The sequence below is a fragment of the Enterococcus sp. DIV2402 genome, assembly GCF_017426705.2.
Lineage (GTDB): Bacteria > Bacillota > Bacilli > Lactobacillales > Enterococcaceae > Enterococcus_F > Enterococcus_F lowellii.
Genome location: NZ_CP147251.1, coordinates 1,139,655 through 1,162,297 on the forward strand (window position 1 = coordinate 1,139,655; position 22,643 = coordinate 1,162,297).

The 22,643-nt window shown below is 35.1% G+C and carries 21 protein-coding genes, 1 tRNA gene, 1 pseudogene and 1 riboswitch; of the genes and pseudogenes, 10 read left to right on the forward strand and 13 right to left on the reverse strand.

Translation table 11 applies throughout. The features are described 5' to 3' along the window. The first annotated feature begins 116 nt into the window (after positions 1 to 116). The 3 genes from DOK78_RS05550 to DOK78_RS05560 all read left to right on the forward strand — a co-directional run bounded on the left by DOK78_RS05550 (position 117) and on the right by DOK78_RS05560 (position 3,032). Entirely contained in the window at positions 117 to 1,376 is a 1,260-nt protein-coding gene (locus tag DOK78_RS05550) for a UDP-N-acetylglucosamine 1-carboxyvinyltransferase (RefSeq protein ID WP_207941409.1), read from the forward strand. Between the two features lie 2 nt (positions 1,377 to 1,378). Then, a complete protein-coding gene (gene rho, locus DOK78_RS05555) occupies positions 1,379 to 2,674 on the forward strand; it encodes a transcription termination factor Rho (RefSeq protein WP_207941406.1) in 1,296 nt (431 codons plus the stop codon). A gap of 94 nt (positions 2,675 to 2,768) precedes the next feature. Further along, entirely contained in the window at positions 2,769 to 3,032 is a 264-nt protein-coding gene (locus DOK78_RS05560; RefSeq protein WP_207941404.1) for a type B 50S ribosomal protein L31, read from the forward strand. A 155-nt stretch (positions 3,033 to 3,187) separates the two neighbouring features. Here the strand turns inward: DOK78_RS05560 and DOK78_RS05565 are convergent, their stop codons facing one another. Together DOK78_RS05565 and DOK78_RS05570 are read right to left on the reverse strand one after the other, a co-directional pair. After that, the gene (locus DOK78_RS05565) at positions 3,188 to 4,015 is read right to left on the reverse strand and encodes a hypothetical protein (RefSeq protein WP_207941402.1); all 828 of its coding nucleotides are present in this window, start codon (positions 4,013 to 4,015) and stop codon (positions 3,188 to 3,190) included. A gap of 13 nt (positions 4,016 to 4,028) precedes the next feature. Continuing rightward, positions 4,029 to 4,364, reverse strand: a complete 336-nt coding sequence (locus tag DOK78_RS05570; protein WP_243430537.1) for a PadR family transcriptional regulator — start codon at positions 4,362 to 4,364, stop codon at positions 4,029 to 4,031. A gap of 203 nt (positions 4,365 to 4,567) precedes the next feature. Here DOK78_RS05570 and DOK78_RS05575 point away from each other — a divergent pair, with 203 nt between their 5' ends. After that, a complete protein-coding gene (locus DOK78_RS05575) occupies positions 4,568 to 5,413 on the forward strand; it encodes a glycosyltransferase family 8 protein (protein ID WP_207941400.1) in 846 nt (281 codons plus the stop codon). Positions 5,414 to 6,058: 645 nt separating this feature from the next. Here DOK78_RS05575 and eno read toward each other — a convergent pair. The 3 genes and pseudogenes from eno to DOK78_RS05590 form a co-directional block, all read right to left on the reverse strand. Beyond that, positions 6,059 to 7,330, reverse strand: a complete 1,272-nt coding sequence (gene eno / locus DOK78_RS05580) for a phosphopyruvate hydratase (RefSeq protein WP_207941398.1) — start codon at positions 7,328 to 7,330, stop codon at positions 6,059 to 6,061. A gap of 94 nt (positions 7,331 to 7,424) precedes the next feature. After that, positions 7,425 to 7,487: riboswitch (Fluoride riboswitch) on the reverse strand. A 47-nt stretch (positions 7,488 to 7,534) separates the two neighbouring features. Next, positions 7,535 to 7,984, reverse strand: a complete 450-nt coding sequence (locus DOK78_RS05585; protein WP_339076394.1) for an EamA family transporter — start codon at positions 7,982 to 7,984, stop codon at positions 7,535 to 7,537. Then, a pseudogene (locus tag DOK78_RS05590) lies at positions 7,976 to 8,386 on the reverse strand (EamA family transporter); the annotation flags it as partial. The pseudogene DOK78_RS05590 and the gene DOK78_RS05585, both read right to left, overlap by 9 nt. A 122-nt stretch (positions 8,387 to 8,508) precedes the next feature. On the opposite strand from DOK78_RS05590, the gene DOK78_RS05595 reads away from it, so the two are divergent. Further along, the gene (locus DOK78_RS05595) at positions 8,509 to 9,165 is read left to right on the forward strand and encodes an NUDIX hydrolase (protein WP_207941395.1); all 657 of its coding nucleotides are present in this window, start codon (positions 8,509 to 8,511) and stop codon (positions 9,163 to 9,165) included. 32 nt (positions 9,166 to 9,197) lie between these two features. On the opposite strand, the gene DOK78_RS05600 is transcribed toward DOK78_RS05595, so the two are convergent. Continuing rightward, positions 9,198 to 10,367 carry an MFS transporter gene (locus DOK78_RS05600; protein WP_207941394.1) on the reverse strand — a complete coding sequence of 390 codons (1,170 nt, stop codon included), beginning with the start codon at positions 10,365 to 10,367 and terminating at the stop codon, positions 9,198 to 9,200. A 128-nt stretch (positions 10,368 to 10,495) separates the two neighbouring features. On the opposite strand from DOK78_RS05600, the gene DOK78_RS05605 reads away from it, so the two are divergent. Next, positions 10,496 to 11,389: a LysR family transcriptional regulator gene (locus DOK78_RS05605; RefSeq protein ID WP_207941393.1), complete on the forward strand. Its 894-nt coding sequence runs from the start codon at positions 10,496 to 10,498 to the stop codon at positions 11,387 to 11,389. A gap of 43 nt (positions 11,390 to 11,432) precedes the next feature. On the opposite strand, the gene DOK78_RS05610 is transcribed toward DOK78_RS05605, so the two are convergent. The 4 genes from DOK78_RS05610 to nrdH all read right to left on the reverse strand — a co-directional run bounded on the left by DOK78_RS05610 (position 11,433) and on the right by nrdH (position 15,182). Beyond that, positions 11,433 to 11,558: a hypothetical protein gene (locus DOK78_RS05610; RefSeq protein WP_279381653.1), complete on the reverse strand. Its 126-nt coding sequence runs from the start codon at positions 11,556 to 11,558 to the stop codon at positions 11,433 to 11,435. Positions 11,559 to 11,700: 142 nt separating this feature from the next. Continuing rightward, positions 11,701 to 12,666 carry a class 1b ribonucleoside-diphosphate reductase subunit beta gene (gene nrdF / locus DOK78_RS05615; protein ID WP_207941392.1) on the reverse strand — a complete coding sequence of 322 codons (966 nt, stop codon included), beginning with the start codon at positions 12,664 to 12,666 and terminating at the stop codon, positions 11,701 to 11,703. A 20-nt stretch (positions 12,667 to 12,686) separates the two neighbouring features. Then, entirely contained in the window at positions 12,687 to 14,846 is a 2,160-nt protein-coding gene (gene nrdE, locus DOK78_RS05620; RefSeq protein ID WP_207941391.1) for a class 1b ribonucleoside-diphosphate reductase subunit alpha, read from the reverse strand. Between the two features lie 111 nt (positions 14,847 to 14,957). Further along, on the reverse strand, positions 14,958 to 15,182 hold the full coding sequence (gene nrdH, locus DOK78_RS05625) for a glutaredoxin-like protein NrdH (RefSeq protein WP_207941390.1): 225 nt from the start codon (positions 15,180 to 15,182) through the stop codon (positions 14,958 to 14,960). Between the two features lie 791 nt (positions 15,183 to 15,973). Between nrdH and DOK78_RS05630 the strand changes: the two genes are divergently transcribed. Beyond that, positions 15,974 to 17,635: a peptide ABC transporter substrate-binding protein gene (locus tag DOK78_RS05630; RefSeq protein WP_207941389.1), complete on the forward strand. Its 1,662-nt coding sequence runs from the start codon at positions 15,974 to 15,976 to the stop codon at positions 17,633 to 17,635. A gap of 31 nt (positions 17,636 to 17,666) precedes the next feature. Here DOK78_RS05630 and DOK78_RS05635 read toward each other — a convergent pair whose 3' ends face one another. Beyond that, on the reverse strand, positions 17,667 to 18,302 hold the full coding sequence (locus tag DOK78_RS05635) for a hypothetical protein (protein WP_207941388.1): 636 nt from the start codon (positions 18,300 to 18,302) through the stop codon (positions 17,667 to 17,669). An 85-nt stretch (positions 18,303 to 18,387) separates the two neighbouring features. On the opposite strand from DOK78_RS05635, the gene yeiL reads away from it, so the two are divergent. Both yeiL and DOK78_RS05645 read left to right on the forward strand, forming a co-directional pair. Continuing rightward, positions 18,388 to 19,041, forward strand: coding sequence for a transcriptional regulator YeiL (gene yeiL, locus DOK78_RS05640; protein WP_207941385.1), 654 nt, complete (start codon positions 18,388 to 18,390; stop codon positions 19,039 to 19,041). 117 nt (positions 19,042 to 19,158) lie between these two features. Beyond that, positions 19,159 to 19,231, forward strand: a tRNA-Lys gene (locus tag DOK78_RS05645). Positions 19,232 to 19,438: 207 nt separating this feature from the next. On the opposite strand, the gene DOK78_RS05650 is transcribed toward DOK78_RS05645, so the two are convergent. Together DOK78_RS05650 and DOK78_RS05655 are read right to left on the reverse strand one after the other, a co-directional pair. Next, the gene (locus DOK78_RS05650) at positions 19,439 to 20,938 is read right to left on the reverse strand and encodes a PTS transporter subunit EIIC (RefSeq protein ID WP_207941384.1); all 1,500 of its coding nucleotides are present in this window, start codon (positions 20,936 to 20,938) and stop codon (positions 19,439 to 19,441) included. A gap of 18 nt (positions 20,939 to 20,956) precedes the next feature. Then, complete coding sequence (locus DOK78_RS05655; protein ID WP_207941383.1) at positions 20,957 to 21,649, reverse strand: N-acetylmannosamine-6-phosphate 2-epimerase; 693 nt, start codon at positions 21,647 to 21,649, stop codon at positions 20,957 to 20,959. 149 nt (positions 21,650 to 21,798) lie between these two features. Between DOK78_RS05655 and DOK78_RS05660 the strand changes: the two genes are divergently transcribed. After that, positions 21,799 to 22,614, forward strand: coding sequence for a MurR/RpiR family transcriptional regulator (locus DOK78_RS05660; RefSeq protein ID WP_207941382.1), 816 nt, complete (start codon positions 21,799 to 21,801; stop codon positions 22,612 to 22,614). The last annotated feature ends 29 nt before the right edge of the window (positions 22,615 to 22,643 follow it).

Below are 22,643 nucleotides of genomic sequence, written 5' to 3' on the forward strand. Positions count from 1 at the left end.
AGCATTGCCTATGCTTCAAGTAAAGAAGAGAGGTATCGCCTTTTTTATTCTTGTGAATTATGGTAAAATCAAAAATGATGTATATATAAATTTGAAAAACAAATAGGTGAAAATATATGAAAAAAATAGTCATTCATGGGAATCGTCCACTATCTGGAGAAGTAACAATTAGCGGGGCAAAAAACAGTGCGGTAGCATTAATTCCAGCGGCGATTTTAGCTGATTCTCCAGTAACTTTGGAAGGTGTACCAGATATTCAAGATGTTCATTCATTAATTGAAATTTTAGAAATTATGGGTGTCAAAACAAAATTTGCGAACAATGAATTAGAAATTGATCCAACAGGTATTGTGTCGATTCCAATGCCAAGTGGGAAAATTAATAGCTTACGTGCTTCGTATTATTTCATGGGAGCATTACTTGGTAAATTTGGCGAAGGTGTCGTAGGTCTACCAGGAGGATGTTACTTAGGTCCTCGTCCAATTAATTTGCATGTAAAAGGTTTTGAAGCTTTAGGTGCAGAAGTAACAAATGAACATGGTGCAATGTATTTGCGTGCACCTGAAGAAGGTTTACAAGGCGACCGTATTTTCTTAGATATGGTATCGATTGGTGCTACTATCAATATTATGTTAGCTGCTGTTAAAGCAGAGGGTCGTACGATTATTGAAAATGCCGCAAGAGAACCAGAAATCATTGACGTGGCAACTTTATTAAATAATATGGGTGCTAAAATTCGTGGTGCTGGTACAGATGAAATCCGCATTGAAGGAGTAAAAGAATTACATGGTTGTCGTCATTCAATTATTCCTGACCGTATAGAAGCAGGTACCTATTTATCTTTAGCCGCAGCTGCTGGCGATGGAATTACTATTAAAAACGTGATTTACGAGCATCTAGATAGTTTCATTTCTAAATTAGAAGAAATTGGTGTCGCAATGGACATCAGCGAAGATAGCATTTATGTTCATCCTTCAAAAAATTTAAAACCAGCTATCGTAAAAACTTATCCATATCCAGGTTTTGCGACAGATTTACAACAACCAATCACACCATTATTGTTAAAAGCCCAAGGGAAATCAGAAATCACAGATACGATTTATCAACAACGTGTCAATCATATTCCTGAATTAGTTCGTATGGGAGCGACGGCTTCAATTGAAGGTAATATGATGTTTGTAGAAGGTCCAAGTGAATTACGCGGGGCAGAAGTAGAAGCCTCTGATTTACGTGCTGGTGCTTGTTTAGTTATTGCTGGATTAATGGCAGAAGGAACAACAAAAATTAGCAAAGTAGAATACATTTTACGTGGTTATGACAATATTATTGAGAAACTAACGGCTTTAGGTGCCGAAGTCGAGATGGTAGAGGAGTAAGTATGAGCGACTATTTAACAATGGCGGAGTTAGATCATAAAACATTAAAAGAAATCTATACGTACGCAAAAGAATTTAAAATTCCTTATTATAGTCAAATGAACAAAAAAGAATTATCCTTAGCGGTTATTCGTGCGCAAGCCGAAAAGCAAGGTTTTTTCTACATGGAAGGAATTCTAGATATTGTTGGTCAAGAAGGTTATGGCTTTTTACGACCAATTAACTATGGTCCAAGTGCTGAAGATATTTATATTTCTAGCTCACAAATTCGTCGTTTTGGCTTACGAAATGGAGATAAGGTTGCTGGAAAAGCTAGACCACCCAAAGAATCGGAACGTTATTATGGTTTGATGCATGTTGAAAGTGTCAATGGGAAAAATCCTGAAGAAGCCAAAGAGCGTCCCCATTTTCCAGCACTGACTCCATTATATCCAGAAAAACAAATTAAATTAGAAACGACTAAAGGGCGTCTCTCTACGCGGATGATTGATATGTTTTCACCAGTAGGGTTTGGACAACGTGGATTAATCGTTGCACCACCTAAAGCAGGGAAAACTAGTATTTTGAAAGAAATCGCTAACGGTATTACAGAAAATTATCCTGATGTTGAATTAATTGTTTTACTAATTGATGAACGTCCTGAAGAAGTAACCGACTTAGAACGTAGCGTGAAAGGCGATGTGGTTTCATCTACATTTGATTTACAACCAAGTAATCATACTCGTGTTGCTGAATTAGTTTTAGAGCGTGCGATGCGTTTAGTAGAAGACAAACGTGATGTTGTTATTTTGATGGATAGCATTACACGTTTAGCTCGTGCCTATAACTTAGTTGTACCGCCAAGTGGTCGGACATTAAGTGGTGGGATTGATCCTGCTGCGTTGTATAAACCAAAAAAATTCTTTGGAGCAGCCCGAAATATTGAAGAAGGCGGTAGCTTAACCATTCTAGCAACTGCTTTAGTAGATACAGGTAGTCGTATGGACGATGTGATTTATGAAGAGTTTAAAGGAACAGGAAATATGGAGCTGCAATTATCACGAAATCTAGCAGAACGTCGTATTTTCCCTGCCATTGACTTGAAGAAATCAAGTACACGTAAAGAAGAATTGCTTATGTCTAGCGAACAGTTAGAAGAAACATGGCGTTTACGTAATCACATGACAGGTGATTCATTAGAATATACCGATCAATTCATTCAATTCTTGAAGAAAACCAAAAATAATCAAGAATTTCTTGAAGCATTTCATGATGTGACATTTAATGAAAAAAGAGTCAAAAGAAATGTGAAAAGATAATTGCAAATGATTTTAACTCATGTTAAGATAGTAACGTTGTAAACAAATCAACTCTGTTTCAGCAAATGACTCAGGGCAAAGGAGAGAAAACGAAATGAAAGAAAGCATCCATCCAGATTACCATCCAGTAGTGTTTTTAGACTCAACAACAGGTTTTAAATTCTTGTCAGGATCAACTAAATCTTCACAAGAAACAATCGAATGGGAAGACGGCAATACTTACCCAGTAATCCGTGTCGAAGTTACTTCTGACTCACATCCATTCTACACTGGACGTCAAAAATTCACTCAAGCAGACGGACGCGTGGACCGTTTCAACAAAAAATACGGTCTCAAAGACGAAAACGCTGCGGAATAAGAAAAACATTGATATATCAAAGTTTAGCGACTTTCTTTTCGGAGAAAGTCGTTTTTTTGTTCAATTTTATATTTTTGATGAGAAGACCCAAGAGAACCAAAAGCATGACTTTGATATGCTTTTGGTTCTCTTTTCGTTATGGCATGTATCTAGAACTAGGGTATATTTTTCATTTTCTTAGTTTGTAAATAAACTATCAGATATTGAAAAATAGCTGATATTAGTAGGATTGCAACAACGATATATTTACCCATTGTAGTTTCAAAGTATTTGGAAAAATAACTGATTCTTGAGAGAATACCGATTGTTGCGCAAACCAAAATGAGTGGTATAAAAGTTGACCACATTTGTTTATCTTCATTATTTTGTGTGAAGAATAATATGGACATTACAATCAACAGTGTAAGGATTGTCAATATTCCAACCGGCCCTGGTAATTCGACTGTTAAAGGAGTTTTAATAAAAATTGCTAGAAGTGTGCCCCCTAAGAATAATAAGGTTCCTAGTATGCCTAGTAGCATATTGGATTGTTTCTTCTTTTTCGCATAGACGCCTTTACTGATGAACCAAAATAAAGTAATTGCAGAAATAAATGAATATAGTCCGACAACCATAAATGACCCAAAATCAATATCATTCTCTGGGAAGATAAGGGCTGGAAGTATACTAAATAAACTATAAGAGCCTAAAGCAATCAAGGCTAACTTTAGAAAATCCATCAAACTTATGGGTGAGAAGGATAATAGGTCATTCGCAATTTCTTGCGGCTCCTTACCAAAATAGGCTTCAGCGCTAATACCATCTCTTTGGGCATCTAAAATATCAGTTAAAATCTCTAATGCTTTTTCTTCGATAACTGCTTCTTTTTTCATCGCTCCCTTTGCACGTAGATAAATGAGGAGGTCACCATAATAAGCATTATTTTCTTCAGTTAATTGTTGCTGTAATTTTCGGTTGGTTTTGATCATGTCATTTGTTTTCATTTTCCTCAGCCTCCTAGCTGAATCTATCTAAAAGGGTACTGACATTGAGTTGTAATTGTTGCCACTCGGTCATAAAGTACGCTTTTTCATTTTTACCACTATTGGTTAAATGATAATATTTACGGCTTGGTCCATCAGGTGAAGGGACCAAAGTGCTAGCAATGAAGCCTTTCTTTTCTAAACTCAATAATAAAGGATAAATCGTTCCCTTAGGTATCTGGTCAAAACCGATTTCCTCGAGTTTCAAACTTAAGGTGTAACCATATAGCGTTTCGTAATCTAACAATACAAGGATACATCCGGAAAGAATTCCTTTTAACATCTGAGAAGATCTGTTTTTATCTGTCATATACGACTTCCTTTACATAGCTATATTGTATTGCATACTAGTATGCAATGAGTATAACCTATGTCGAGCTAGTTTGCAATACATAATAGTGTTTTAATTAAATCTATCGTGACAAAATTTCAAATATATTTTATGATTGGTTTGATAGAATAACAAAGACGTTAGAATAATCTTTCAATAAACTAAATAATAAGGAGAAAAAAATGAACCAAAAAATTGAACTGCTTTTTACTTTAGATGAAGGGTATTTGCGCCCTCTTAAAGTGGCGTTGCTTTCAATTCATGCTAATAATCCCAAGCAAGCCTTTCGAATATGGTTAGTACATGAACGTATCTCACAAGAAAGTTTAGTATCATTACAAGCGTTTAGTGAACATTTAGGATTTGAGTTTCGTGAAATGAAAGTTGATGGCAGTAATTGGGAGAATGCTCCAACTGTAGCTCGATATCCGAAAGAAATGTATTTTCGTCTGTTAGCGGGTGAAATCTTACCTGAGGAAATCACCAAAGTTTTGTATCTAGATCCAGATATTTTAGTCATTAATTCGTTAAATGAACTATGGAATATTGATTTAACGAATCATTTGTTAGCGGCTGCAACGCATATTGGCTTGCTTGATTTAACAACACCTTTGAATAAAGTTCGCCTAGATTTAGATCATGAATATTATAATTCAGGAATTATGCTGCTAAACTTAGCGCAAGCAAGAGAAAAAATCAAATGGGAGGATATCAGTCAGGTACTTCAAAAACATGCCAACTATTTGCTATTGCCAGATCAAGATATTTTGAATTATTTATATGGAAAATATGCACTGACGATACCAGAAGAAAAATGGAATTATGATGCGCGTATGTATACGAAATATCTTGCTAAAAGTTTGAATAAACATGATATTCATTGGGTGCTGCGTAATACGGCAATTCTTCATTTTTGTGGTAAACCAAAACCTTGGAGTAAAAAGCATGATAATCGCTTTACTGCCTTGTATTTGAACTATCAACAACGAACAGACATCATTGAAGAAAGTATTCGAAAAAAATTGTAACAACAATCAGCCTAATCTAAAAGTAAACTCCTTGTCAGACATTATTTGACAGGGAGTTTTTTAGTTGTGATTGTTTTTGGAGAAAAAATTACCAAATAAACGGAAAAATTCGATACCATACCTTATCTGTATAATCGCGATAGTCAGCGAGTTCTTGTAGTAAGAGTGCTTCTTCATGTTTAATTCGTTTGATTAGCAATAAAGGATAAATTAAAAAAATCAAAAATACGTAAATGAACCTAAAACGAAAGGCATAGATAAAAATAAAAGAATAGTCGCCAAATACATGAGGTGACGGATAATACCATATAAACCAGTACCAACTACTTGTTGGTTTTCGTGGATTTCTACTATTTTGGAGAGATAGGTATTTTCACGGATTACTTCACCGTATAGTCCATACGCAATTAACAGAATAAAAGAAGAACAACTACGCTTATGGGAAGCTAGCACCAAATATAGCGAAAATCAAGTCATACGATGACAAAACTACCTAAAAAAACAGACCTATCGTATACGCAAAAATTACATATACATAGGTCTGTATTCTAGTTCAAATTACTGACTTGAAAACTTTAAAACGTTCTATAATATTAGTTGATGAAGTTGATTTTATCTTAGAAGAAATCGTTTAGCTTATCAATTTTATTTACGAGGAAAACGAGCCAATGTTCCATTGCCAGCTAATTCTTCTTCAATGCGTAAAAATTGATTGTATTTTTCAACTCGTTCGCTACGGGCCATTGAACCAGTTTTGATTTGTCCAGCATTCATAGCAACGGCAAAGTCAGCAATAAAAGTATCACCTGTTTCGCCTGAACGATGGGAAATCATCGTTGTATAACCATTGGCACGAGCTAGCTTAATTGCATTGATAGATTCTGATACTGTACCAATTTGATTTAATTTAATCAAAACAGAATTAGCAACACCTTTTTCAATTCCTTCTTTAAAAATCATTGGATTGGTTACAAAAATATCGTCACCTACGAGTTGAACCGTAGCTCCCATTGCATCGGTTTGTTTTTTAAAGCCATCCCAATCATGCTCAGAGAAACCATCTTCAATCGAAATAATTGCTGGATATTTTTTAACTAGCGCTTGGTAATAAGCAAGCATTTCATCAGAAGAGAGTTCTTGGCCTTCAAAATGATAGTGTTGCGTTTCAGTAGAATAAAATTCGCTAGAAGCAGGATCTAAAGCAATTGCAATTTCTTCTCCAGGGACATAACCAGCTTCTTGAATCGCGCGATATAACATCTCAATAGCAGCTTCTGTATTAGCTAATTTAGGTGCAAAGCCACCTTCATCGCCAATCGCTGTTTCAAAACCTTCTTTGGCTAAAACGCTCTTTAGTGTGTGATACGTATTAGCTACTTTTTCAACACCATCACGGAAACTCTCTCTTTTCACTGGTGTAATCATGAATTCTTGAACATCAATTCCAGAATCTGCATGCGCACCACCATTAATAACGTTAAAGAATGGTTGTGGCAATTCTAAATCAATCCCACCTAAATAGCGATACAAAGGAACGCCTTGACTAACCGCAGCAGCTCGAGCAACTGCCATTGAAACACCTAAAATTGCATTGGCACCTAGACGACTTTTATTTGGTGTTCCGTCTAAATCAATCATTAGTTGGTCGATTTTAGCTTGGTCAAAAGGAGATTGCCCTTTTAATGCTTGATGAATTTCTGTTGCCACATTATTGACTGCGCGACTGACACCTTTTCCTTGTAGGCGTTCGCCACCATCACGTAACTCTACAGCTTCTCGGTCACCTGTAGAAGCACCACTCGGAACAGCTGCTCTACCTAAAGAGCCATCAGAAAGTAAAACATCGACTTCGACTGTAGGGTTACCTCGTGAATCAAATACTTCTCTTGCTTTGACATTTTTAATTACGATTGACATAATTTTCTCCTCCTTTTAAATGCAAAAAAGCCTGTTACACACAAGAGTCTACTTTAAGGCATACAAGTAACATGTATGACAAAATAAACTTTTGTATATAACAGGCGCCATCAGCCATTATTGGCGGTTATAGGGGAGCACCATCCCTATGACCAAATAGTAGCACGATTTCTGAGTATCATCAATTAAGAACACTTGGTTATATCAGTATAATAAGGTGCCTACTACCAAGACGAATAAGCCTAGTATGGCTTTTTTCTTTAGCGATTCATGTAAGACGGTTACGCTAAAAAGCACGGTGACGACAATACTTAATTTATCAATAGGAACGACAATACTAGCAGGCCCCATTTGTAACGCTTTGTAATAACATAGCCAAGATAATCCAGTCGCACATCCTGAAAGAATCAAAAATAACCAATTGCGTTTCGTAATATTTTTAATAGTAGTTTGTTTTTTCTGATAAATGACAATCAACCAAGAAATAAGTAAAATAACGACTGTTCGAATCGCTGTTCCAAGATTCGATTCAACATTTTCTATGCCAATTTTACTTAGGATGGCTGTTAGACTAGCAAAAAAAGCTGAAAAACTAGCATATACTAACGAGCGACTGTCCGTAGTTTGTTTTGCCGTTGTTTTATGTTCAATCATACTATACGTTCCAAAACCAATCAAAAGCATAGCAAGTAGTTTAAGCAGAGAAAGGGATTCTCCTAAAAAAACCATCGATAAAATCATTGTTAAGAGGACGCTGCTTTTATCAATAGGAACGACTTTATTCACATCACCAATTTGCAACGCTTTGAAATAACATAGCCAAGAAGCGCCAGTTGCTATTCCTGATAAAATTAAAAACAACATACTTCTGTGATCGATGGCAGAAATTAATGTTTGAGAATGAACCATAAAGACAATGCTCCACGAGAGTATGGCCACTACACAAGTTCGAAGCGCAGTTGCTAGATTCGAATCGACGTCCTCAATGCCAATTTTAGCTAAAATCGACATAACTCCAGCAAAAAAAGCTGATAAAAAAGCAAATAACACCCACATTAACCGATTCCTCCAGTCTAAATAAACAACTATCAAATTGAATTTATTTTAGCATGCGCTTTGCTTTTTTAAAAGGAACATTCAGGGTATAGTTAAAGAGTAAATGAAGTGAGGGAAGTCGCATGGAAAAATTAACAGAAGAACGGTTAAAAAAGCACATTACCTTTCGAACGCATCAAAGTCACTTAATTGATTATTTTCAATCATCAGTATTTGTACCTCTAGTAGAAATTGATGGTGAATATCATCTTGTATTTGAAAAACGAGCAGAAACTATCCGTCAAGGTGGGGAAATTTGTTTTCCAGGAGGCAAAATTGATCCGACTGATGAATCACCTCAGCTCGCAGCAATTCGAGAAACATGTGAAGAATTAGGTTGTCGTCCAGAAGGAATTGAAATTTTGGGTAATTTAGATACCTTAATCATGCCCACAGGAATGTTAGTCCATGCTTATGTAGGATTATTACAGACTCCTTTAGAAGAATTAACTATTTCAGCTGATGAGGTAGAAAAAGTATTCACAGTTCCGGTAGCCTTTTTCCTAGAGAACAAACCAAAAGAATACCAGTGCCAGGTATTGGTTCATCCTTATATTGTTGATCCAAAAACAGGAGAAAAAGAAATTCTGTTGCCAGTAGAAGAATTAGGCTTACCACAACATTATCAAGAACCGTGGGGAGCAGGGCAACATCAACTGCTCTTTTATCAAACTGAAGAATTAATTTGGGGTTTAACAGCAAAAATTGTGGCTAATTTTGTTCATGAAATTAAACAATAAACGACTTTCTTGCAAAGGAAAGTCGTTTTTTATTAAGTATTCAAGATTTTTTTATTAAAGAGTAAATAAAAAATACCTGCCACCATAGCTAAAATTGCCATACTAATATAAACGCCACGATACGCAATAATTGGTACAAATGCGCCTAAAATCGAAGGACCAATCCCCACTCCAAAGTCGACAATTGCTAAGAAAGTCGAAGTTGCTAAGCCAATTCGGTGCTCAGGTGCGACTTTAATGGCAATGGTTTGTCCACTAGATAAAAACGTACCAAATCCAGCACCAATAAAAAGCGCAGCTAACAATAACATCCAACTATTTACAGTAGTACCCATTAACAATAAACCAATCGCAAAGGCAATAAATGACGGGTACATGACAAAGTTTTCCCCTTTTGTATCTATCCAACGTCCAGCAATTGGTCGAGAAAATAAAATGGCGATGGAATAGGCAATAAAAAAGAAGCTACCAGCAGCAACCAAATTAATTTCAGCTGTATAAGAAGTTAGGAAACTAACAATGCTAGAGTAACCAATTCCTAATAACATACCAATCAATGAAATCGGTACGGCTTTTTTTTCTAAGAAATGATGAATGGAAATTTTTTGCTGTGAATTAGTTGGTACGACTTTTTTTGCTTTGGGCATATGTAAAATGAATCCACCAAACATCCCAAGCACTAATAAAATAATCGATAGCGTAATAATTGTGTTAAAAGATAGCTGACGGACTAAAAACATCCCTAACATTGGACCTGTAGCAGAAGCTAACGTGGTACTTAATGAATAATAGCCGATACCTTCTCCGCGACGTTCTATTGGAATAATTTGTGCGGCGACAGTACTTGTTACCACTGAAGTTACACCAAAACCAATCCCATGAATAAAACGAACGACCATTAAGAGCATTAAATTGTTAAGAGGGTAATAAAAGAATGAGGAAATAAAATAAATTCCTAGACCAATAAAAAGCATTCGCTTATAACCAATCTGTTCAATGATGCTACCTGTAATAATTCGAGCAATTAAAGCTCCAATGATAAAAATCCCCACGGCACTACCTGCTTGACTAGGTGATGCACCTAATGATTTCATTGCAAATTCAGCAATAATAATCATTAATAAGTAATACACTAAATAAGTAATGAAATTAATAAGTGCGACTAATACGAAATCTTTTGTCCATAACTTTGATTTCCCCAAAGAAATACCTCCTAATATGTTGTGTTTTCATAAAATTTCTAAAGCTTTTTCATTATAGCATCGACTATTTATTAGTTGAAATATATAATAAATTATATATTTATTACTTTTAGCTATAAGGAGAAAATATGGAATTAAGACAATTAGGGTATTTTCAAGTGGTTGCTCGCTTAGAGAATATGACAGCAGCAGCTGAAGAATTACATATCGCCCAACCTTCACTAAGCAAATCGATTGCCCATTTAGAAGAAGAATTAGGGGTGAAATTGTTTGATCGAGTAGGGAAACGGATTAAATTAAACGAATACGGCACCATTTTTTTAGTTTCAGTTGAACGTATCTTTCGTGAACTAGATTATAGTAAATATCAGCTCACACATTTAATTGAAACCAAAGAAAACAGTGTGACGATTGGGGCATCTTCTTCAAAGTTTTTACAAGAGTTATTCCAAGAATTTTTTTTACAGCATCCCACAAGACGATTTAAAATTGCACACATTACCCAGCAACAAGAATTAGAAGCGAAATTATTAGATGGAGAAGTAGATTTAGGTATTTTTTATACCCCCATTCGTCACCCTGAGATTGCTTGCCAGCCGTTATTAACGGAAGAAATTTATTTAGCGGTGCCACCGAATCATGCATTAGCCCATCGAAAAAATATTCATCTAAGTGAAGTAGCGGAAGAACCGTTTATTAGTGTGACAAGTGATTATGCATTTGGAGAAATGACGAAATTATTTTGTCGAGAAGCTGGTTTTGACCCAGATGTTGCCTTCGAAATTGAAAGTTTTGACTTTATTATTCAGCTAGTTCATGCTGGTTTTGGGGTCACGTTTGTACCGCAATCTTGGACTGAAAACAAACATCAAAAATCGTTACCACTTTTGACGATTGATTCACCCACTTGTCAGCGAACAATTTGGCTATCTTGGTTGAAAAATCGCTATCAAACACCGATTACGCAAGGCTTTAAAAAATTTGCCACCAATTATTTCGAACAAAAAAAGAGCCAAACATAAAAAATTTGGCTCTTTTTGGTGTATATTGCTAAAAATGGCGTAATTATTTATATAAGGGGATTTCTTGAGTGGCTTCTTCATTGAGTGGCTGCATCACGTTGTTATAAACAAAATAAGCAACTCCGAGACATAGGGAACCAGCAATAAAGATCTTTGTCATTTTTTTCATCAAGCGACACTTCCTTATCATTTATTCTACGAATAGTTTATCGTGAATAAAAAAAGTCAACCATCGAAAGAAGTGAATCTAAACGAACAAAATTGTTAGATAAAAAAACACTGAAGTCAAACGACCTCAGTGTCTAAAATAATTAATCCATTCCGATTAAATAATCATCGTCTTGCATAGCTTCAACTGTTCCTAATAGATAACCATTTCCTACTTGTGAGAAGAAGTCATGGTTACTTGTCCCTGTAGAAATACCATTCATGACAATTGGATTGACATCATTTGCTGTATCAGGGAAGAGAGGGTCTTGTCCTAAATTCATCAAAGCTTTATTGGCATTGTAGCGTAAGAAAGTTTTTACTTCATCTGCCCAACCAATTTCAGCATATAATTGATCGGTATATCTTTCTTCGTTTTCATATAATTCGAAGAGCAGTTCATACATCCAATCTTTTAATGTTTGTTGTTGGTCTTCAGGCAATTGGTTAAAGCCTAATTGGAATTTGTAACCAATATATGTTCCATGAACAGATTCATCACGGATAATTAATTTAATGATTTCTGCCACATTGGGAAGTTTGTTATTTCCTAGATAATAAAGCGGTGTGTAAAAACCAGAATAGAATAAGAAAGTCTCTAGATAAACACTTGCCACTTTTTTCTCTAAAGCAGTCCCATTTTTATAGATTTCATTGATTTTTTCTGCTTTTTTTTGTAAAAATTCGTTGGTATTTGTCCATTCAAAAATTTCTTCAATTTCTTTTTTGGTATTTAAAGTACTGAAAATTGATGAATAGCTTTTCGCATGAACAGATTCCATAAATTGAATATTATTTAAAACTGCTTCTTCATGAGTTGTACGGACATCTTTTTTTAATTGATCCATGCCACTTTCCGATTGGATGGTATCTAATAAAGTTAAACCACCGAAAACATGTCCAACCATTTCTTTTTCTTGATCGGAAAGACTACGCCAGTCGTCTAAATCATTAGATAGAGGAATACGTGTGTCTAACCAGAATTGCTCGGTTAATTTTTCCCAAGTGGACTTATCGATAACATCTTCGATTTCATTCCAGTTAATTGCTTTATAATAAGTGTTTGCCATGAAAAGGCCTCCTCTTTGAACTAGATTGAACAGCTTTCACATTGATTGCTGCCGATTTCTTCTGCATCGTCAGTAAATGTACGAATATAATAAATAGATTTAATCCCTTTATGGAAAGCATAATGACGTAAAATATTTAAGTCACGAGTTGTTTGTTTACTTGTGTCTTTCCATTCGTACAAACCTTCAGGAATTTCAGAACGCATGAATAAAGTTAAGCTCATGCCTTGATCGATGTGTTTTTGTGCTGTTGCGTAGATATCAATAACTTTACGCATATCCATGTCATAAGCTGATTTGTAATAGCTAATTGTATCATTTGATAAGTGCGCAGCAGGATAATAGATTTTCCCAATTTTCTTCTCTTGACGTTCTTCAATTAAACGAGTGATTGGATGTAAGCTAGCACTTGTATCGTTAATGTAAGAAATAGAGCCGTTTGGTGCTACTGCTAAACGATTTTGATGATAAAGACCATCTTTTTTAACCGCATCAGCTAAAGCTTGCCAATCTGCACTAGTTGGAATTTGAATTCCTTCAAAAAGGGCGGCAATTTTTTCTGATTTTGGTTGATAATCCGCTTGAATGTAGCTTTCGAAATAACGACCATTTGCATAATCTGATTTTTCAAAGTTATGGAAGACTTCACCACGTTCTTTGGCAATGACATTACTTTCCATTAATGTCCAGTAATTTAATAGCATGAAATAAATATCTGTAAATGCAATTGATTCTGGAGAACCATATTCCATTTGATTTTTAGCGAAATAAGTGTGTAGTCCCATCGCACCTAAACCAATTGTATGATTTAAACGATTTCCATTTTGAATAGAAGGGACAACGTCGATATCAGATGCATCTGTTACATAAGTTAATGCACGTGTCATTGTACGAACCGATTTACCAAAATCAGGGCTCTCCATTAAGTTAACGATATTTGATGAACCTAAGTTACAGCTAATATCTGTACCTAGTTCTTCATATTCTTGTTTCCCATTTAGGACAGAAGGCTCTTGGACTTGTAAAATTTCAGAACATAAATTACTCATGACGATTTTACCGTATACGGGATTTGCACGGTTTGCAGTATCTGTATTGATGATATAAGGATAACCAGATTCTTGTTGCAATTTAGAGATTTCATTTTCTAAATCGCGTGCACGTATTTTTGTTTTACGGATACGTGGATTAGCAACTAAATTATCGTATTCTTCTGTAATATCAACATAAGAGAAAGGGACACCGTATTCTTTTTCAACGCTATATGGACTGAATAAGTACATATCTTCATTTTTACGTGTTAATTCATAAAACTTATCGGGAACAAGGACGCCTAATGATAATGTTTTTACACGAATTTTCTCATCTGCATTTTCTTTTTTAGCAGATAAAAAGCTAATAATATCTGGATGGAAAACATTTAAATAAACAACCCCAGCACCTTGACGTTGACCTAATTGATTTGAATAACTAAAACTATCTTCAAATAATTTCATAACGGGCATAACGCCGCTTGCAGCACCTTCATAACCTTTAATAGGAGCACTTGCTTCACGTAAGTTAGATAAAGTAATCCCTACACCGCCGCCAATACGAGATAATTGCAACGCAGAGTTAATTCCACGACCAATAGAATTCATATCATCTGTTAACTGAATTAAGAAACAAGAAACAAGTTCACCGCGACGCTTTCTTCCAGCATTTAAGAAAGAAGGCGTTGCTGGTTGGTAACGTTGATGAATCATTTCGTCCGCTAAAGAAAGGGCTAATTCTTCATTGCCATCTGCAAAGTACAACGCATTAAACGCAACACGGTCTTCATAACTTTCTAGGTATTCCGTACCATCATTGGTTTTTAAAGCATATTGTGAGTAGAATTTATAGGCAGCCATAAATGACTTGAAATGAAATTCTTGGTCATCTAAAAAGGCGTATAATTTTTCGATGAAATCAGGCGTATACTTATTTATAAACGCTTCTTCCAAATAATCATTAGCAATCAGATACTCAATTTTCTCTGTGACTGAAGCAAACTTTTTGGTATTTGGTTCGACATTTTCTTTGAAGAAGGCTACGAGAGCTTCTTGATCTTTGTGTAATGGAATCTGTCCATTAACTGGACGGTTGATTTCATTATTTAACTTGAAGTAAGTGACGTCTTTTAACGTTTTTAAACTCATTCATATACACAACCTTATCTCTATATTTTTAATACTTCATAAAAAAATGGACTTGTTAGTCACAGGTGACGGACAAATCCAAGGTAAATCTGATTTTCTTTGGAACGAAAATTAGCTTGCTAATTGGCGTAATTGATCTGGACGGAAACCGACAACAGTTGTCGCATCAGATGTAATTACAGGAACGCTTTGGAAACCTTGTTCTTTTAACCAATCAATAGCATTAGGCTCGTTGTCGATATTGATTTCTTCAAAGCTAATATTGTTATCTGCTAAAAAGCGTTTAGCCATTTTGCATTGCATGCAGTTGTTTTTTGAGAATAATTTGATGTTCATATATATTTCCTCCTCGTTGCTTGAACTAATTAATGTATATAAATAGTATAATGAACTGAGAAAGAAGTCAAATGAAAAAATACTATATATTGTGTTTGTGAATATTGGAAACACTATTTGTTGTGGTTTTTTAAAAGTCTTTTTATAATTAAGTGTGATGAATAGTGGGGTTTAAAGAGAAACACGCTTTATATATTGTAGCTGAAAAAAAGTAAAAAGTAAAAAGAATTTCTCTAAAGTTTTTAAATTCACAAGTGAAATAAAAAAGAGTAATCTGTTGGCCATCTTTTTTTGCTTAGTGCCGACTAGCGATAGCATTTATTTTTAGTAAAAGAATTTTTGTCTCTGGTTCTGCTTCAGATAATGGATTGTTTCTATTGTAGCTAACGACAACCTGAATCTAATAAAAATTTTTTTAGAAAAATAAAATCTTCTAAACACGATGATTGGTAGAGAAATAATTTAGTCAATTACATGAATGGAGAACTGTTTTGTGGAACAGTGTCTTCAGAGTATTCAACAATTAGTGGGGCTCAAAATTTACGCGAGACTTAGGTGTTTAATCTGTGACTCGTTTGTATTAAAGCGGAACTTATATGAGAGAGATTTAATCATTTAATCCATTATTTTAATAAAATGAAAAATAATTTTATGAGTTGAAATGTTGTTATAATAGCATTTTTCTAATTTAATTATTAAAAAATGGCGTTTTTGGTTAAAAAAAGATTGTAATTTTCAGCATATTCTAATAAAATTAACATCAAGTTAGAAATAGATTAGGGGGACGATTTATGAAAAAGAAAAAATTATTAGGAACATTATTGGTGAGTGCTATTTTATTAGGCGCTTGTACAACAGGTGGAACGTCTAAAACAGATGACAGTGCTAAGACAGGAACAGGAGAAGCAGAACAAGTATTTAACTTAGCTGTTTTACAAGAAATGCCTACCGCTGATTTATCAATTGCGACCGATACAATTAGTTTCACTGCTTTAAACAATGTATATGAAGGATTATATCGTTTAGATAATGAAAATAAGCCACAACCAGCCGCAGCTGCAGAGTTAGCAGAAGTTAGTGAAGACGGTTTAACTTATAAATTAAAATTAAGAGAAGATGCTAAATGGTCAAATGGTGATCCAGTAACTGCTGCAGATTTTGTTTATGGTTGGCAACGTACAGTCGATCCTGAAACAGGTTCTCAATATGCGTATCTTTATGAAGTAGTAGACAACGCGACAGATATTATTAATGGGAAGAAACCAGCAACAGACTTAGGAATTAAAGCTGTGGGAGATTATGAATTAGAAATTACGTTAGCTGTAGCAACACCGTATTTTGATTATCTATTAGCATTCCCATCATTCTTCCCACAACATGAAGCAACAGTAGAAGAATTTGGTGCAGATTATGCGAAGAAGAGCGATACTGCTGTTTATAATGGACCATTTACATTAAGCGATTTTGATGGACCTGGTGTAGATACAGAATGGTCATATGAAAAAAATCCAGAATATTGGGATGAAGAAAATGTTAAGTTAGAAACAATTAATGTCTCTGTCGTTAAAGAATCTTCAACTGGTTTGAATTTATTCCAAGATGGACAGTTAGATGATGTTATCTTAACAGGTGAATTAGCACAACAAAATACAAATAGTCCAGAATTTGTTACATTAAAAGAGTCACGTACAAGCTATATTGAAATGAACCAAAGAGAGAAAGATTCTCCATTTAACAATGAAAACTTACGTAAAGCATTGTCTTATTCAATTGATCGTGAAGCATTAGTTAAACAAGTATTAGGTGATGGTTCGGAAGCTTCAACTGGTTTGATTCCGCAAAACATGTCATTTAATCCAGATACAGGCAAAGATTTTGTTGAAGAAACAACAAATAATACAGAATATGATGTTGAAAAAGCGAAAGAATATTGGGAAAAAGCCAAACAAGAATTAGGAATTGATTCATTAAGCTTTGAATTACTTTCAGATGATACGGATTCTGTGAAGAAAGCGGCTGAATATGTTCAAGGTGTTTGGAATGAGACTTTGGATGGTGTAGATGTTAGTATGACTAACGTACCATTTAGTGTTCGTTTAGACCGTTCAAATGCTGGTGACTTTGAAGTTGTTTTTGGTGGTTGGGGAGCTGACTATGCAGACCCAAGTAGCTTCACTGATTTATTTGTAACAGGAAATGCTTATAACCGTGGCCGTTGGAGCAACGAAGACTACGACAAAGCAGTTAAAGATGCTGCAACAACTTATGCAACGCAACCAGCCGAGCGTTGGCAAGCATTGTTAGATGCAGAAAATATTTTAATTGAAGATATGGGAACTATTCCAGTATATCAACGTGCAGAAGCACATTTACGCGCTGAAAAAGTGAAAAATATTGTTTCTCACGGTGCAGGCGCTTCCCATGATTACAAATGGGCATATATTGAAGAGTAAAAAAATAAATCGCTCACCAAAGCTAGATTGTCTAGTTTTGGGGGCGATTTTTTTGTGGGATGAGAGAAAGATTGCGTGACCAACCAATCGAACCTGAAAGTAAAAATAAACTAATAATCGTCCCTTCACGAACAAATAATGGTAAGTAAAACAAGTAAGAAAGGAGGAGTGAGAGTATCACACAAATCACATCAATACTATAGCGATAAAAAGCAAAACTATTTTTTGTACGCTCCGAAATGAGTAAACAAAAATTCTCAATTGGAAATTTTAACAAATCTAATCGTAAGACTTGTCCAGTACCAATCCCGCCAATAATGGTTCCTAAAACAAAGAAAAATAAACGCCAACCATAAGAAATTAAAGTAATATCTGAAAATAAATAATACAACATAAAATTAATCACTTCACCAAAGCTGATTAAAGAAAATAGCATAAGAAGATATTGTTTTTTATCTTTTTGCGTATCCATTCCCCAGCAAACCAATAAAAAACCAATGTTGATGAGTGAGGTTATCGTGCCAATTTTTAATGATAAGACACCAGATAACGCCGTGTTGAGCGAATTAAAGCTACTCACGCCAATCGTTGCCTTGATGGTCATACTGATACCTAAAGCACTAATAAAATAGAAAATAAGCGATTGCGAAACGGTTTTAAACTTCATTGTATTCCTCCTTTGTTGTGTTGTAGTCATTATATGCTAAACTGAAGAAGAACTATATGAGATATCTCATGTTTAGGAGAAAAAGATGAAAAAATTATTGTATACGAGTCAATCAAATTTTAATTTACCTGAATGTTTTCCAGAGATGATTAAAGAGCAGGCCTATATTTTTCAATTTGAATCAAACGAGTTTATTCAAAAAGAAGAAGAGGATGTTCACTATTTATTTTATATTTTAGAAGGAAAAGCAAAAATTTTGAAAAGTCAGGAGAATGGTCGACAGATGATTGTTCAATTTTTAGAAACGGAGGACTTTATTGGTGAACTAACGTTAATTCAAGCAGAAGAACATACCAAAAATGTCATCGCGAGAAATACAGTCAACTGCTTAGCAATCCCTATCTCTGCTGCGCGTAAAATATTAATGAATGACACAATCTTTTTACAAGAAATCAGTCGTTATATCGGATTGAAGTTATTATTGCGAGTAGAACATTTTACTGAAAATCAAATGTATCCTTTGATGGTACGTCTCATTGATTTATTGTTGCGAATTTCCATTGACGATTGTTACGAAGAAAAACAAACGGAAATTGCTGAATATCTCGGTGTGAGCTATCGTCATTTGTTATATACGATGCAACAGCTAAGAGAAATGGGCTATATTGATAAAAAGCAGGGCTATTATTATCTGCATCGAGAAGCATTAGTTAACTATCGTACACAACTTGTTCAGTAAAAATGATTTCTCTAAAAGAAATAATGAAAAACCGTTGCATTTTAAAATAAGCAGGTGTAAGATAGTAAAGTATTAAATGAATGTTGATTACTTTTAAGCAATCCATTGTCATTTTACGGGGGTATAGCTCAGTTGGTAGAGCAGCAGACTCTTAATCTGCGGGTCTAGGGTTCGAGCCCCTATGCCCCCATGGGTGCCAAACCCACGAAGTCGGAGAATTGTTGGTGCGAAAGCATTTCGAAAACGATTCTCGCGGCTTCTTTTTTTATGTTATCAATGTTATTTTGCAAATAGTTGGTTCTAATATTTAAAAGCCCGAGTGATACTCATTGCATAAAGCAAGCTATCACTCGGGCTTTTTACTCACGAATCATTTTAATAGTTGTTAGCAGTTGCTTTATTCATCTTCTCCTAAAATTTGATTGATTTCTTGAGAAAGTAAATCAGCTTTGCCTCCAAAAACAGCTTGAATGCCACCTTTTACTTCAAAAACGGCGGTTGCGCCTAATTTTTGAATGGCTGCTTTATCTACGATTGTGCCATCAGTTACTGCGACTCTTAAACGCGTAGCACAAGCTTCCACTGATTCAATATTTTCATTATTTCCCAATGCAGAAATAATCATCAATGCTTCTTGATGTAAACTTGTTGTTTGATCGATGGCAATTTCTGTTTCTTCTGAGGAAGTATCCATGCCAGGAATCGCTACTTTAAATTTAGTGATACAGAAACGGAAAACTACATAATAAATGACTGCCCACACAATGCCTAGGGGAATCACTAACATCCAGTTTGTTTTGTCATTTCCTTGTAAGACACCAAATAGCATAAAGTCAATTAAACCACCAGAAAATGAATTTCCAATGCGAATATTTAACAAGTCAGCAGCTAAGAAAGACAAGCCATCTAGAAAAGCATGAATAACATAAAGCCACGGAGCTACAAATAAAAACATGTATTCAATCGGTTCAGTAATTCCTGTTAACGTGGAAGTGAGTGCGCCACTGAAATACAATCCAGCATTTTTCTTACGATTTGCTTTTGGAATTGAATGGTACATCGCTAAACAAGCTGCAGGCAAACCAAACATCATCGTTGCGAAACGTCCTGCGAAGAAGCGCGTGCCATAAGTAAATAAACCTGTATGATTAGAATCTGCCAATTGTGCAAAGAAAATATTTTGTGCACCTGAAATGACATTACCTGCGACTGTTTCAGTACCGCCTAGTGACGTATACCAAAATAGGGGATAGATGGTATGATGCAAACCAACAGCGCCGGTTAATCGTAATAAAAAGCCATATAAAAATGTACCTAAGCTTCCCATTTGAGCAATATTTTCACCAAGAATACCTAATCCATTTTGAATAGGTGGCCAAATAATGTAGAAGAATGCGCCTAAAATAATTGCAGCAAAAGAAGAAATAATAGGAATAAAACGTGAACCACCAAAGAACCCTAAAAATTGAGGCAATTCAATTTTGCGATATTTATTATGCAAAAACGCGACGGTGCTACCAATGACAATGGAACCAACTACACCAGTATCAATGACCGCGTCGGCTTCTGAAAATAATTGCAAAAAACCACTGATTGTTGCTGTATAAACAAGATAAGCAACACCACCAGCTAAGCCAGCAGTCCCTTTATCACCTTTGGCTAAACCAACAGACACACCAATAGCAAAAATAAGCGCTAAATTCGCAAATACTGCATTCCCTGCATAACTCATAATACTTAAAATTGTTTGTAACCACGGTTGATTCAAAAATGGGTAGGCAATAAGAGCGCTCTCATTTGTTAATGCACCACCTAATCCTAATAGCAATCCGGCAACCGGTAAGATTGCGATGGGTAACATCATTGCTCTACCTATTTGGGAAAATTTTTTAAACATGTTGTTTTCCTCCTTAATCTATTCGTTAAACGCAGCAATAAAGCGACTAGCGATTTCTTTTGGTCGTGTAATTGCGCCACCGACAACAATTCCAGTAACACCTAATTTTTTGATTTTTGCTACTTGTTCAGGCGTTTGAATATTTCCTTCTGCAATTACCGGAATGCCTTGTGCAAGCAAGGATTGAATTAAAGGGATATTTGGTTTTTCTGCATCGAGACTATCGTCTGTATAACCACTCAATGTTGTACCAACGAAATCAATTCCAGCTTCAAAGGCATTTAGTCCTTCTTCAAGAGTAGCAATATCTGCCATAAACAATTGGTTTGGATATTTTTCTTTTATTTCTCTGATAAATTGATTGATTGTTTTGCCGTCATGACGTTCACGTAACGTGCAATCTAACGCAATTATTTCAACACCGATGGCAACTAGCTCGTCAACTTCTTTTATAGTGGCAGTAATGAATGGCTTTTGTGGGAGATAGTCTTTTTTTATGATACCAATAATAGGTAAATCAACCATCTCCTTGATTTCTTTAATATCACGTACAGAATTTGCACGTATACCAACAGCACCTGCTTGTTGGGCAGCTAAAGCAAATAACGGCATAATGCCCCCTTTTTTGGTATACATTGGCTCGCCAGGAAGTGCCTGACAAGAAACAATGACGCCACTTTTCATTTGATGAATGAGCGTTTCTTTTTCCATTCTCCTTTTTACCTCCATTTTTAATTATATTTTGGAGTTTAACTCCGATAACGAATTCTATCATGCGCTTTCATTTTTGTAAATAGGCATGATTTATTTTTTTGTTACGATATAATAAGAATTATCAAGATAGAAGAGGACGTCAAGCGATGACATTTATTCAATTAATCCAAGAACATTATCCCAACTTAACAAAATCAGAAAAAAAAGTAGCGGATTATTTATTAACAATTAAAGAAAAAATAATTTATTCGACAATGGGTGATATTAAAGAAATGGCAAACGTAGGCGATGCTACCATTGTTCGTTTCTGCCAAAAATTAGGTTTTTCTGGATTTGCCGATTTAAAAATCGAGGTAGCTAAAGAGGATTTTAGTCGTAGCCACACAACGGAAGAACATACTTTTTATGATACTATTTTAGAAAATTTGTTTGATGCACTGAATTCGACGCGCCAATTAATCAATGAAAAAGCATTAACTCATGCAATTGCTGAAATTACAAATGCTAACCATCTGTATGTTTTTGGTGTGGGGTCTAGTGGAAATACTAGTATGAATTTGGAGAATATGTTTTTGCGAGTGGGCGTTCATTGTAAAGCAGTCGTTGATCCACATTTTCAATCTCAATCCGCTTCATTATTAGGCAAAAATGATGTCGTTATTGGATTTTCATTGAGTGGGCGCACCAAAGATACATACGATTCTCTGCAAATTGCTAAAGAAAATGGTGCAACGATTATTGCAGTGACAAATTATCTTTCTTCACCGATTGCTAAGTTAAGTGATATTGTGTTGCAAACTTCAATTGAAGAATTTTTAGATGGAGGGTCTCTTGCAGGAATTATTTCGCAATTATATATTTGTAATGTGCTAGTACAAGGCTATGAAATCTACAACAGAATAGATACCATCCCGTTAAGAGAAAAAGCCTTGCGTTCGATTTTAGGAAAAGCTATTGAATAGTTTATTTAGACTGTAGATATCATCCATGA